The sequence below is a fragment of the Bacteroides sp. RTP21281st1_H5_RTP21281_210402 genome (assembly GCF_040918965.1).
GTDB classification, from domain to species: domain Bacteria; phylum Bacteroidota; class Bacteroidia; order Bacteroidales; family Bacteroidaceae; genus Bacteroides; species Bacteroides congonensis.
Map to the genome: position 1 here is coordinate 395,948 of NZ_JBCOWR010000001.1, position 13,740 is coordinate 409,687.

At 39.8% G+C, this 13,740-nt stretch carries 12 protein-coding genes; 2 read left to right on the forward strand and 10 right to left on the reverse strand.

All coding sequences use genetic code 11. The features are described from left to right. Positions 1–181: 181 nt before the first annotated feature. Together trxA and AB5443_RS01660 are read left to right on the forward strand one after the other, a co-directional pair. Positions 182–481 (forward strand): thioredoxin, encoded by a 300-nt coding sequence (trxA, locus tag AB5443_RS01655; RefSeq protein ID WP_022139528.1) that lies wholly within the window; start codon positions 182–184, stop codon positions 479–481. 17 nt (positions 482–498) lie between these two features. After that, positions 499–963, forward strand: a complete 465-nt coding sequence (locus AB5443_RS01660; RefSeq protein WP_022139529.1) for a co-chaperone YbbN — start codon at positions 499–501, stop codon at positions 961–963. Positions 964–1,075: 112 nt separating this feature from the next. Here the strand turns inward: AB5443_RS01660 and AB5443_RS01665 are convergent, their stop codons facing one another. The 10 genes from AB5443_RS01665 to AB5443_RS01710 all read right to left on the reverse strand — a co-directional run bounded on the left by AB5443_RS01665 (position 1,076) and on the right by AB5443_RS01710 (position 13,740). Next, positions 1,076–1,711 (reverse strand): SagB/ThcOx family dehydrogenase, encoded by a 636-nt coding sequence (locus AB5443_RS01665; protein WP_368113073.1) that lies wholly within the window; start codon positions 1,709–1,711, stop codon positions 1,076–1,078. A 95-nt stretch (positions 1,712–1,806) separates the two neighbouring features. Next, entirely contained in the window at positions 1,807–2,364 is a 558-nt protein-coding gene (locus tag AB5443_RS01670) for an NADH peroxidase (RefSeq protein WP_368113074.1), read from the reverse strand. 22 nt (positions 2,365–2,386) lie between these two features. Beyond that, positions 2,387–2,815, reverse strand: a complete 429-nt coding sequence (locus AB5443_RS01675) for a Fur family transcriptional regulator (RefSeq protein ID WP_195407073.1) — start codon at positions 2,813–2,815, stop codon at positions 2,387–2,389. Positions 2,816–3,024: 209 nt separating this feature from the next. After that, the gene (locus tag AB5443_RS01680; RefSeq protein WP_195406953.1) at positions 3,025–3,504 is read right to left on the reverse strand and encodes a lipocalin family protein; all 480 of its coding nucleotides are present in this window, start codon (positions 3,502–3,504) and stop codon (positions 3,025–3,027) included. Between the two features lie 20 nt (positions 3,505–3,524). After that, positions 3,525–4,334 carry a DUF1573 domain-containing protein gene (locus AB5443_RS01685; RefSeq protein ID WP_368113076.1) on the reverse strand — a complete coding sequence of 270 codons (810 nt, stop codon included), beginning with the start codon at positions 4,332–4,334 and terminating at the stop codon, positions 3,525–3,527. 13 nt (positions 4,335–4,347) lie between these two features. After that, positions 4,348–6,435 (reverse strand): subtilase family N-terminal domain-containing protein, encoded by a 2,088-nt coding sequence (locus AB5443_RS01690; RefSeq protein WP_368113078.1) that lies wholly within the window; start codon positions 6,433–6,435, stop codon positions 4,348–4,350. Between the two features lie 49 nt (positions 6,436–6,484). Next, positions 6,485–8,470 carry a BACON domain-containing carbohydrate-binding protein gene (locus tag AB5443_RS01695; RefSeq protein ID WP_368113079.1) on the reverse strand — a complete coding sequence of 662 codons (1,986 nt, stop codon included), beginning with the start codon at positions 8,468–8,470 and terminating at the stop codon, positions 6,485–6,487. Positions 8,471–8,487: 17 nt separating this feature from the next. Next, the gene (locus tag AB5443_RS01700) at positions 8,488–11,199 is read right to left on the reverse strand and encodes a DUF4458 domain-containing protein (RefSeq protein WP_368113080.1); all 2,712 of its coding nucleotides are present in this window, start codon (positions 11,197–11,199) and stop codon (positions 8,488–8,490) included. Between the two features lie 21 nt (positions 11,200–11,220). Then, positions 11,221–12,813, reverse strand: coding sequence for a DUF5003 domain-containing protein (locus AB5443_RS01705; protein ID WP_195406948.1), 1,593 nt, complete (start codon positions 12,811–12,813; stop codon positions 11,221–11,223). A gap of 21 nt (positions 12,814–12,834) precedes the next feature. Beyond that, the gene (locus tag AB5443_RS01710) at positions 12,835–13,740 is read right to left on the reverse strand and encodes a DUF4984 domain-containing protein (RefSeq protein WP_195406947.1); all 906 of its coding nucleotides are present in this window, start codon (positions 13,738–13,740) and stop codon (positions 12,835–12,837) included.

The following is a 13,740-nucleotide window of genomic DNA, read 5'->3' on the forward strand; positions in this document are numbered from 1 at the left end:
TTGTTCGTACTTTCATTTTGTGTGTTTCGATACGTAAAGTCCCCTCTTTTACATTACAAGATAATATCTTCAAGATTACTATTTTGTGAACAAAAACAGTTTTTTCCCGTTATATTAATGAAATAGAATTTATATTTGCAGTCTTCAATGGCTGCCATTTAACTTTAAGAAAGGAAAGATTATGGAAAAGTTTGAAGATTTGATAAAGTCACCGGTACCCGTTTTGGTTGATTTCTTTGCTGAATGGTGCGGACCTTGTAAAGCAATGAAACCCGTTTTGGAAGAACTGAAATTAGTTGTAGGTGACAAAGCCCGGATTGTAAAGATAGACGTTGACCAGCATGAAGAACTGGCTACTAAATATCGTATACAGGCCGTACCTACCTTTATAGTATTCAAGGATGGGGAAGCGGTGTGGAGACATTCCGGCGTAATCCATAGCAGCGAACTGCAAGGGGTTATCGAGAAACATTATACATAAAAAGATAAAGATAACGAATGAAGAAAGTATTAGTAATGGTGGCTCTTGTCATGGTAAGCGTGATTGTATACGCTTTCAATGACAAAGCAGAAGCCAGTCAAGGTAAAAAAGAGGTAACAGGTAACGGTGAAGTCGTCGTAATGAACAAGGAAATGTTTCTGAAAGACGTCTTCGATTATGAAAAATCAAAAGAGTGGAAATACAAAGGTGACAAGCCCGCCATTATCGACTTATACGCTGATTGGTGCGGGCCTTGCCGCCAGACAGCTCCTATCATGAAAGAATTGGCAAAGGAATATGCAGGGAAAATAACAATCTACAAAGTAAATGTGGACAAGCAGAAAGAACTGGCAGCCCTGTTCAACGCAACAAGTATTCCATTGTTCGTATTCATCCCCATGAAAGGAGATCCACAGCTTTTCCGCGGAGCTGCTGACAAAGCAACTTACAAGAAAGCAATTGATGAATTTTTATTGAAGTAAAAAAGGGAAAAATATAGTGACGCTATCCGGTAAGGATAGTGACGCTATAACAAGTAAATAGTGACGCTATTCTTACCGGATAGCGTCACTATTTTTATATTCTTATCAGACCTTATTTAAAATATCCTACAGGATGGTTCATCATAGGAACCTGCGTATCTTTCAGCTTCAGCACTTTCTTCAATTGATTATTATCCATCGAAGCACGTGGCACCGTAGCTAACTTGGCTGCAGAACAGAAGATTGAAATATTCTGCGAAACGATTCCTGCATCCATAGCTCCTATCAACTGGGTATGAGGTTTCTTTGCATCCCCTAAACGGGAAAGGTCGCTAATCAAAACCAGAGAAACCGGAGCTGATTTCACAAAAGCCTGTCCACCGGCTACCGCACCCCGATTATCACCCTCAGCTACCAAATTCAATTGATGATTTTTCGCATCATACAAATAACTGCCTTCAGGCAACACTACATATACATCCACATCCTGCTTGTTCATAGCTGAAGGAGCGGTTCTTTTCCCTGAATCTTTCCGGTTAATTCCATTAGCAGCCCATAATAAATCCGACAAGTCAGCCAAGCTCAAGGCTTTGGATGCAAACTCTCTGGTCGAATGACGTTCGGACAATGCCTTCATCACCGCACCTGTACGATTCAAATTAGGTTGCGGCAACTTAATCACTTTATCAGCAGCAAAAGCAGCCGCCGAAAGCACTAAACAAACTAACAATAGTTGTACTCTTTTCATAACTGTGGTATTAAAAGTTGATGAGCAAATATAAAGAAAAAAGGTCTGTATTCATTTTTGAATACAGACCTTTTAAGAGTTATTATGAGGTTTGATTATTTATCACCGAAATAACGGTTGTATAAACCTTCGAAACCTTTACCGTGACGAGCTTCGTCCTTGCACATTTCGTGTACAGTGTCGTGGATAGCATCCAAGTTCAAAGCTTTAGCACGAGTTGCGATACGTTTTTTATCTTCGCATGCACCTTGTTCAGCATCTTTACGTTTCTGCAAGTTGGTTTTAGTATCCCAAACACAGTCACCCAGCAATTCTGCAAATTTTGCAGCATGCTCAGCTTCTTCCCAAGCGTAACGCTTGAAAGCTTCAGCTACTTCAGGATAACCTTCACGGTCTGCCTGACGGCTCATAGCAAGATACATACCAACTTCAGTACATTCACCCATGAAGTGATTGTTCAGATCCTTGATCATTTCTTCGTCGCAACCTTTTGCAACACCGATAACGTGTTCGTCAGCAAAAGACAATGCACCACCTTCTACTCCAACAACTTCTACGAACTTGCTGGCAGGAGCTTTACACAAAGGACATTTCTCAGGAGCTGCGTCACCTTCATAAACGTAACCGCATACAGTACATCTAAATTTTTTCATTTTCTTCTCAATTTTAAATTAATTAGTCAATACGTGTTTCTTTATCTTTTCTCAAGCAATTCTTACATATACCTTTATAATAATAATGCACTTCAGATACCTGATGTCCGTCCATCTCCAAACTTTCCACTTTTTTTATCGCTTCCGGACATTGCAAATCATAAATGTGTCCGCAACGTTTGCAAAGGAAGTGGGAATGAATGGATGTATCCGCATCAAAATTAGTATTCTTCTCATCAATCGTAAGCATCTGAGCCGCCCCTTGTTCCGAAAACAATTTCAAAGTATTATAAACTGTCGTCTTTGAAAGCGTAGGCATAGATGGAGACAATGCTGTATAGATATCATCCGCTGAAGGATGAATGGGATGCTCCATCAAATATTGCATAATGGCAATACGCTGCATTGATGGCTTTATATTATGGTCTAATAATCGTTCGTATGGTTTCATCATTTATCCTCTTCTTTTCCAAAATTGTATTCATTACAATTATAAATCCAATGCAAAGATAGTTCCCCTTTATCTTATTTCCAAATAATTCATGATTTTTTTTATAACAATATTGAGCAAACTTCTGAGATGTAAGGTTTAAGTATATATAAAAAAGGATTCACATCATTCAATGAATGGAGTGAATCCTTTTTTTCGTAAGTCAGCTTTTAGTTATCCGTATCAACTCTAGCTTCTTCTACAATCTTAGAAGGAACTCCGTCGCAACGAACATATTTAGACACATCTCCTGCATCATCTTTCGCAGTCCAAATCATAGAACCGGTTTCCAATAAATCGGTTACGATGTAGTCGTTATTCCATTCACCATTGCCGAAATCATATTCGCCACTAATCACATATCCTAAATAAGGATCTTTTTCTATGCTGAAATCACCGGTGATATAACGCGCGTACATGCTGTCAAACTTCTGGTATATTTCAAAAGTTTGCTCCTTGCGATTGAAAGTTATGTAACAATATGTACCTTCGGCAATAGATTGTCCGTTCCATTCGGCAAGTTGCCATGTCCCATTCAAGTTAGCCGGAGTAACCGGCAGTGTCGGAATGTCCATCTTCTCGTCATCATCACAAGAAGTAAAACAAAGTACGAAGGCGAATAATGCCATCAAATTAAGTATATTCTTCATATTTTCTTTTATTTATTTCATTACTCAATACGATTTACTCTAATATTCAATATACGGTCAGACTGCGGTACGTCTATTCCTTCTATTATAATAGAAAAGGTAAACGAACTGCCTTTTCCCGAAGGAATCTGTGACGCATCTATCGTAACCACGACATCAGCTTCTCCCCCTGGACTGATAACCTCCGGTTCCGTACGAAAAGTTGCAAACTTGGGGACACTGGAAGCTGACAAACGCAACTCTTGCTCTCCGCTATTACCACAGAGGATTCGTTCAGACAAGCGTTTTCCGGAAATTTTAAATTCCATCCGATTTTGTTTGAGCCGCAATTTCCCCATTATATATGGATATCGCGCCCATTCATCTGCGCTGGGTAGCACATTACCTCTTAATGTGAGTCGTGCCACAGGCTTTTCGTCAGAAAGAGACAAGTAAACGAAAGCATTTGCATCTATTGTTCCAGGATGGTTATTCGGATTGTAAGTCAATCCGATAACCTTTGTTCCCCCCGGTAATATATCTCCAGATTGAATATCTGCAACCACGCATCCGCAAGTCGTTTTGACTCGGGTTAAATTCAAGGTCTTACCACTAAGATTAGTACACATGAAACGATATGTCTTCGGAGCATCATCTTCGGTTAATGTCCCGATATTTAACAAAGTCCTATCAAAACGTAGTATTTGTCCGGCCTGCTTCAACAACGGCGGATTTATAAGTGAATCTATTCGCTCCTGTAGAATCGAACAGTCAATCCGGGCTTCGAACAGTTGCCAATGTCCAGTAACTACACTTAATAAAAACAACCGTATCAGAGTAAATGATTTCATTGAATATCAGAATTTACATCCAACCGTTATCATTCGCATTCTTACGAACGGTGACTGTTATGGTCTGCTCATTTCCATTACTTACTTTCACTAAAATGCGAGTTGCACCGTTTTTTACTCCGGACACTTTCATTTGCGTACCTTCAACAGTGACTGTAGCAATAGATGCATCGCTTGATGTGCAAGTATAAGTCAGATTTTCTCCATTCACATAGTAGTAAGCCAGATTGAGAGTTGATACTGTACCTTCAGCCACATATACATTAGGTACTACCATGTCCGAGCCCTTATCTTTAATATTGTCAAGCAGAATTCCTGCATTTACTAGGCCAGCTCCCATTTTACCAATATATTTCGACAAATTCACTTGGGTAAGAGAAGCACCTACAGATAGATGGTTGCGATAATATTTTTTCATCCTTCCACCACCATACCAACTATCTAATGACTTTGTTGATGTCTTAAGCAATTCCACATATTCACTAGCCTTGAAATGACGACGTTGCTGATAAGCGTATGACAATCCCAACGCTGCAACTCCCGATACGTGCGGACAAGCCATAGACGTACCATCCATGAATCCGTATGTAGCCGTACCATTCTGTATCCATGTAGAAAGAACAGAACCAGAATATATTCCATCCGACCAACTTTCAGGATCATCCTGCCCTACCTTATTATAATATTCCGTATCACCACCAGGAGCGGAAATAGTCACTTCCTCACCATAGTTTGAATAAGAAGCGGGAGTAAAATCTGCTGCTACTGCACTAACTGATACACATTTGGAATAAGCGGCGGGAAATGCCGCCATCCCTGCATATTCATTACCGGAAGCAAAGATTGCCAATCCACCGTCAATCACTCCGTTAGGAGAACCGGCATTATTGATGAAATAATCTAATGCCTCTTTTTCCAGCGGATACATATTTTCCCATTCCTCCTCCGAACCCGGTCCGGGAGAATATCCTTCAATCATATTAGCCAAGGAAGAGTTATATCCCCAACTACATTGCAGAATAACGGCACCATTATCCGCAGCATATTTAATAGCTCTGGCTTCTGCATCCAAAGTGACACCATTTATACCAGAGAAGACCTGACAGGACATTATTTTCACTCCAGAATTTTCTTGACCGTTACCACCGGCAATACCACAAACACCTTCACCATTGCCATTCACAGCAGCAATAGTTCCTGCAACATGTGTTCCGTGTCCAGAATCCTCAGCCTCCATCCACGAAATAATACCTGTATCACTTACGAAATTGTATCCATACTTGTCATCCTTATATCCGTTACCATCTTTATCTATACCGGCATAAAGTTCTTCTCCTTCGTTTATCCACATATTACCTCTTAAATCGGGATGATTATACATCACTCCTTCATCCAACACTGCCACAATTATAGAAGGATCGCCAGTACATTTCTCCCAAGCTTCCGCACAACCTACATCGCATCCAGCTTCCGAACCATTATTAAGCCCATTTTTATTATCAAATTCATTAGCACCACTGTTGATGTAATGCCACTGATAAGATAATCCGGGATCAGAGAATGTACTGCTTGCTGTTACAGCACGTGTAGCTGATTTTTGCTGTAACGCAGCTTCGCTTATATAACTTCTGTAACCTTTAGTGTTATAAGCACGTTTAATATGACCATTGGCCTGTACTTTGGATATCTCACCCAATTTAGCAAGACGACCGGCAGCCTCCCTCAAGTCTGTATTTTCATCGAACCTTACCCGATACCAAAGATGTAAGCCGGCAGAACGTGTACGTTCCTCATTCTTAACATCTACCGGAAATATACGTTCAAAATGATATGCACCCAAAATGTCCAGTACTTCATCCGTAGATGGAATACCAGAACGAGTCATAGCTCCTCCACTTCTTGTCGTTATCTTTAGAGTCCGATCAAGAATATCTGTCATTTGAGGATCGAATTTAATCAGTAGTTCACCGGAAGTGACATCAGTCGGAAGCTGAACTTCCGTCCCCCCCACAGGGGTAGACGGTTGTTCAATAAGTTCTTGTTCCGAGCATGAAGCCAATGTGATGGCAAACAATACTGTATATAAGAATTTTTTCTTCATTGTTCCTTTTTAAATTATTCTTGTTAATGATATTTATGCCACAATTAGCTTAGTCTGTTGTACCCGATAATACGAATTTTCTGAAATACAACGGATAGGCCACGCCTTCTACAACTATCTCTTCTCCCGGATCTTCTTTTCCATAATAATAAGAATAATCGTAGTTCACCATATCCACATTACTAAACCCCACCACAGTTCCACTTGAATTTTTGCCATTCTCCTGTTGATTAAATACCATGGTTTCCGGATACCAATATGCAAAATAAGGATGGAATAAAATCCAATTCGGCACAGCACCGGTCAGGAAGTTCAAATTAAAATGAACATTACGGGCGAATGGCAATACACGCGGTATTTGCTGGCCGTTTACCGTAGTTTTAGTTTTCTTATATTCCACAGGCCGATCTGTCGTCAGCAACCATTGGCAAGTGTCTTTTGATATCTTGTTTTGAAATATAGACGGTATAGCTGTCAATTCCTCTTTAGTAAAGAAATCTTCGGCCTTATAAGTCAACGGTTTGTTAGCCGCTCTCAAAGCTTCAGTTACTTCTTCATCTGTAGGAAGTTCACCTTCTATAAAATTGTATGACATTTGCAGTGAAAGCAGATTATCCCAAGTCAGCAATTTCAAGAAAGCTTCCCGTTCCGATTGCCCTTTAGAGATATTTACATACAGGCCTACCTCTCTACCATTGTATTTAGTGCCTTCAATCAAACTTAAATCGCTCAACGTTTCCGTAGCACGGCATCCGGTCAATGTCAGATATTTCAAATTTGGGAAATTATCCTGGTTCACTTTTTCAGTAATCACAGACAATTTCTTGAAATTATTGCTGGCCAAATCTAATCTTTCCAGTTTCTTACCTAATTTAACAAAGCCATCAGGGAAGTCTTCTATTCCGAAAGAAAATGCAGTGAGGTTCTTTAAATATTCTAATCCGCAGATTTCCTCACCCAAATGAACTGTACGTGTCTGTCGGTTTGCATTGCTTTGAATAGAGAACGATTCCAGATACTTCAAATGACGAATTTCCTTCGGTATGGAATCACCACTTTGCAAATCAATCATGGCATAGCTTACTGAACGCACACGTCCTATTGCATCCTCAGGAACTTCGTTATTCTTAATTTCTTTATCAGTAGCTTCCCAAAGTGTCACAAAATCCCAGTTAATCATACTTTCACTGGTATCAAAACTCATCATAGTCTGGAGCTTGCTATTGATAGTAATTACAGCCAACGAGTCTCCCGAACGGTTATCTTCAATTTTCATTGCAGCTTTCTGTGTTACAGTCAGCACAACAGCATCAATTTTATTACCGTTATCATCTACTAATTGATCTTTCTCTGGATCCACTGGAACTAAACGCACTTTTGCCACACGGGTATAAGGAGCCACATTCATTCCCCAACGAAAATCAACCTTCAGAGTACGGGGACGCGCACCTCTGTCAAGATCAACCTTTAAATCCTCTTTCTTCGGCAATGTCAGCCAACCACTACGTTCTCTCTCCGCTTCCTCTTTCTCCTCAGCGGTCATTGTAGCCTCTTCGGCAAAAGAATAATCTACTTTATCGATCGCAAATTCAATATTCGTAGAAATGGTAGTTTCGAAATGACGTTTCTTGTGAGTATCGGAACTGGGAATTTCCACTTCTGGTTCTCTCACTAGAATTTGCTTACCGAAGCCAAACTGCGTAACTGTAACCAACTTAGATTCACGTCCGTCCATAGAAAAGCGTATCTTTGCCGTGCGCGCAGTATTTTCCAGTGTAGAGTCTATGGCAAGAACGCAATCTGCCGAGCCTAGCCCATTTGCCGGTGAAACAGCAATCCAAGGGTCAGACACACGTGCCACCCATTGTTCATTAGATGAAACGGATATCTTCTCTGTTCCTCCTTCGGCACCGATAGTAATCTCTTCCTTATCTATCGAAATACCATTGATTCCCGTTCCATCATCATCCTTGCACGATAAAACGAATCCAGTGCAAAGAATCAGTCCTAATATTATTTTATTAAAATATTTCATTAATAGTATCTTTTATATTATCGTTCAATACCCAAAGCATCACAACCGCGAATATCCTGCGTCTTATCATATATAAGTGCATACATACCAGCTTCAATATTAGGACATACACTTGTCACATCAATAGATATATTCGGATTGTCCGCAATATCTAAAATCCAAAGTTTCGAGGTCAGCTTTTCGGTTACTTTACGGATGTCATTCGAACCGATTTGTAATTGAATCAAGCTCGGACAAGAAGTAATACCCGTAGGCCATTCACGCAAAGTACGGTTACCTTCTGCATCACGTTGATGACGGATACCGAAAGCCTGCAACTGACTACTATTCAACGGTTGTGTCGGGAACTTCGAGAAACAGTTGAACCCCACGTCCATATTGCTCAAGTAAGGCAAAGTGGTCGCCCGAAAATCATCAGACAAACTAGTCAACTTATTAAAACGTAAATCAATAGTAGTGAGCATATACGTATTCTTATAATTCCCTTCTTTCGGTTTAAGTGAATTTTTCGGAATCGATGTCATTTTATTATTACTTAAATCAATAGTAGAAATAGGAGATCCTGACGCAAACAATTCTGTCGGGAATTTCTCTATCTGATTATAGGATAAGGTAATCGTACTGGCATTGATACCCTTAAACTCACTCATTTCACAATTTATGTTTTTGCCTTCCGAACCAATTTCATTGTACGAGAAATCCACAGATCCCATTACATATACCGATTTGGCATTGAATATATTCGGAATATACTTCAGCTTGTTATGTGAAAATCCCAAACCTTCCACCTGATCGGTAAACGCACAGAAATCATCCGGAACTTCTTCTATTTGATTGTAATCCAACTTAAGAGTTGTCAGTTTAATTTCCGTACCGAACGGATTCAATGTATTGATATTATTGTGAACACAATCCAGCAAGCCGAGTTTCACCATCTTCTTCAATGACTCGTGTGGCGGGAATGCTTCCAGATTGTTGTACCCCATATATAAAATCTGAATCTTCGGACCTGTATCTTCATCGTCCGCCAGTTTTTGCCAATCAGCCAATATATCGGAAGCTTCAATACCTCTGTTGCAAGCGATGTTCAGTAACTGCAAATCTGGAAGATCAAATATAAATTCCGGGAGGCGGGTCATATTACGACAATTATACAGTTCCACATCCGTCAATGACTCCATTTTGCTCCAACTCAGATCCTCATTCATATATTGTTTGGCATATTCGGAATCCTTGTCTGCCCATTCGGTTGCAATTTCATCCTGAGTGAAAGGCGAATTGGCAAAAAACAGCGCCTGCAATTTAGTCAATCGCATAATAGCTTTCGAAACAAACGTAATATTGTTTGTTAAGGTTCCTATTTGTGTATCCTTCAATGTAATACGACTGTTTTTCTTGATAGGTTTCATTTTCGGATTCCTATTGATAGCATCTTGTATAAGTTGCGACATATTCAGACGCGGATCGTAATCAAGGAATGTCCTCTTATAATGCATACGTATCCGCTGTTTCTGTTCGTCACTCATATTCGGAGTCAGCTCGTCTTCGCCAAACAATCTCCCGCTCAACGTTTCGCTATGTGTTCCAAAAGACAGAGTTCTTAGTTCCGTTAACTGTCCGATAGCATCAGGCACAATACCTTTGGCTCCGAATCCAGCGATTGAAAGTCCGGTAACACGTCCATTGCTATCCAAATCAACGCCGGGCTGGTCACCCCACATGTCTATTTCTTTATTGAAATTCCAGTTCGTACTACGTACAGAATTATCTACTGTACCGCCATAATATTTCCAGTTTTCACCATCTAAAGCTTTCCAAATTTCTTTCAGTGCTTTATAGTCTTTGATATACTCTGCAGTTTCCTTCAATTGGATAGGCACATTAGCATCTTCTGTCAACTCATTATCTTTCACAATGAAAGGTTCACCTCTGACGGGCTGCGTTTCCAGTTCCTTTTTTGTACTACCGCTTTTTGTATAAGTGGTGTAAGCTACTACCTGATAAGTTCCGGCAGGAAGCCATACGGCAGAGTCGCAGGTCGCTACCCCTATATCCATATACTTGTCATTAGGATTATCAGGATTCTCATGTTCCTTAGAATCTTCTTTATAGGTGACTTTCATATCCTTCAGTTCGGTAGTGACACGGTTGAAGGTATTCATCACTGTGACTTTGATGAAACGAATATCACTAAACAAGTATTCACCTGCCGCACGAGTAGTCAATCCTTCTTTTGTCAGCTTAAAAGTTACTGTTCCGCGAGAAACAGCGTCTACTAGCAATGCTTTTTCCTGTAAGCCTCCACTGACAACGTTCAGTTCATTATCATCTCCACCAGGACCTGCCAACAGCACTTCATCCAGTTTGTCATACAGATAATAACCGATAATTTTATAAGTACCGACAACCAACTGCAATTTTTCACTACGCATACCATATTCTGCATTGTTTTCATTGTATGCGTTCAAAGGTAACGTCTGCGAAACGGTTGTACCGTTATGCTCCATTACCACCTTTATCTTCTGTGCGTTCGACAGCGATTCGAGTTTGTCCGTCGCACGAGTAGTTGTTCCTTCAAACGACGCGCTTTTGAAAAGTCGGAACTGCACATAACCATACTGGCTTTGCAGTGCCTCATCATCGTCGGAACAACCAGTTACCAACCCTATCGTCAGTATACTGACGATAAGGGGTAAGAGGTATATTGAGTATAATTTTTGTAGATTCATTTATTAAAATAGCTATGTTAATTAATTGGCAGGAGTAATAACTAACGCTTTTTTAAAGAAGTAATCAGTTCCTTTAAAAACAATAATTATTTCTTCATTAAAGGTAGCAGGTACAGTGATCCCAAAATACATTCCATCTCCATCCATTGACACTTCAACCGATGCAGTAACTTCTTCATCTCTCTTATTAATAACATAAGCTTCACCTGCCCATTCGCTCTCGGACAGCAACGGATAAATCGAATAATAGTCACCTGCATTAGCTGAAATAGAATAAACCTCATCAAGCATATAGTTTCCTTGAAGGAAATCCAAAATAGACTGTTCTGTAGTTTTACTTGGAGAGACTTCTTCCCAACCACCTTTCTTTATCTTGAAACTGTTATTTTGAGGCTCTTCTTTCACTTCTTTTTGAGTAAATCCAATTAAAAGATTGTTCTGCTCATACTTATAATCTATTTCTCCATTTACAACAATAGCTTCCTCTAGATTATCTTTTATCTTTTCATATTCTGCGCGTGAAAATGCTAGAACATATCCACTCCTTTCATCAGGGTCACCATTCATTGCGTTCGGAATGTAGTCATCAACAGTTAAGTTTAAATTTCCTTCATCCTTTTCACAATGTACCCATTCATAAGTAAAGAAATCGTACATAGAACCTTTTAAATGGATATTACCGTCCCATCCTTCACTTAGAAATACAATTTCAAAATCATCTTTTAGAGTCTTAACTGTAAATGGCATTCTCTTCTTCACCACTACTTCACCTGTACTACCACCTGTACTTTTTTGGGTAAATGTTTTTCCATCCATTGATACAACCCAATCTGTAGCATAACTTGAGGGGCGTTTCAGTTCCATCTTTCCTGGTGTCATACCCTCATAAGCTAGTCTGATAGTATAGAATGATCTTCCCTCTTCATCAGAGAATGTTATCACGTTTTCATCACTAGCCGAAACCGGATATTTTTCACGACTTTCGTTCTCGATTATTCTCAAACCACCTTGTACTTTCTTATTAACCGCACCTACAAGGGATCCACCTTCCAATTCAACCCATCCCGGCAAATTGGTGGCAGCAAAGCGGAAGTTTGCTTCCACATCAAAACGGAAATATTCCTGATAACCTACTTTAAGAACTCCGTTTTCAGTGATATCATTACCTTCCTTATCATATATCTTCAGTTTATAATCTACTTCCGAACGGGTCACTTCACCGATTACAATCGTCTGACCACCCATTGTCAGCTCCAATTTAGCTACACTAATGTTACCCACCTGCATATTATCATCAGTGATCACAAGAGTTACCGTCTGCGTACCAGCCGTACCGGACAGAACAAATTCTTCTTCATCATCAGTTTTGAACTTACACCAAATGGCAGAAGAAGATAAACTCCAGTTCGTATTAGCAACAAAAGTAAACTCTCTTGTATCATTAGAATTGCAGATGAGATTCTGTTTCTCCGGAAATATCGGAGTCACTGCATTGTCATCGTCATCCGAACATGCCGCAAGGCAGAAAGCCATAAGTAAGCCAATAAAGAGCCCACTCTTGCATAATGTCTTCATGCACGAATCTCCTAGTGGTTTTAAACTAAACTTTTTCATATCTTTATCTATTGCTATTTTTTAATATCCTTGTTCTTTTAATTTTTCAGCTTCCGCTTCGCTTATCCACTCGAGTATATTGACGAACGTTCCTACTGTACCGTAGTATGAGCCGTCTTTATTATTTACACTCATAGTAACATACTGCAAGATAAAATTCTCATTTGTACTATAGAAAGAAGTATAAGCTGTAGGCTGATTTAACCGTAACTTACCATCGCCATGAATCGTATTGAACGCCTCTCCGGTAGAGCCACAAATCTGTTCTTCCATTTCAACAAGAGGTTCTAAAACATCTTTCCTATTGAACTTTATTTCCATATCATAACCGTCAAAATAGAGTCCATGAACTACAATCGTGTTTTCTTTACCTTCCACAATATCAGAAGTCACCAGTCGCAAATCTGCTTTCTTCGGATAGTAGTCTGAAGACAAATAGCTGGAAGTCACTTTGCAATACCCCCTAAAGTTTTTGATATCAAACGGACAAATCTTTTGCATCACGACCTTTGTTTCGTTCTTGTACAAACCCCATTGTTCAGTATCAGGGATTACCAACCGCAAAGCGAATCCTAGCGAATCTGTAATACCTATACTCTTATAAAGACCTTGTACCTTAATATCAGCACTCATTTCACCCGCTTTTATAGTAACGGTATTCGACAAGATTTTGTAGTGCTTTCCTTCAACAGCATTACTCTCCTTATCTATGACTTCGACACCGAAAGTGCGGTCATAGTCGGCAGGCACAGTGGCAGAAACAGGCACATTGAATATCTCATTGGTTTCTTGCACGGCATAAGTATAAAGCGTGTCAGAAAACATAAGATAATTGGGCCCGCTGTACACCACCTTGTCCTGATCGCATCCGGAGAAAGCTATCAGAGCAGCAACGGCTGCCATACATCCTATTAATAATTTCTTCAT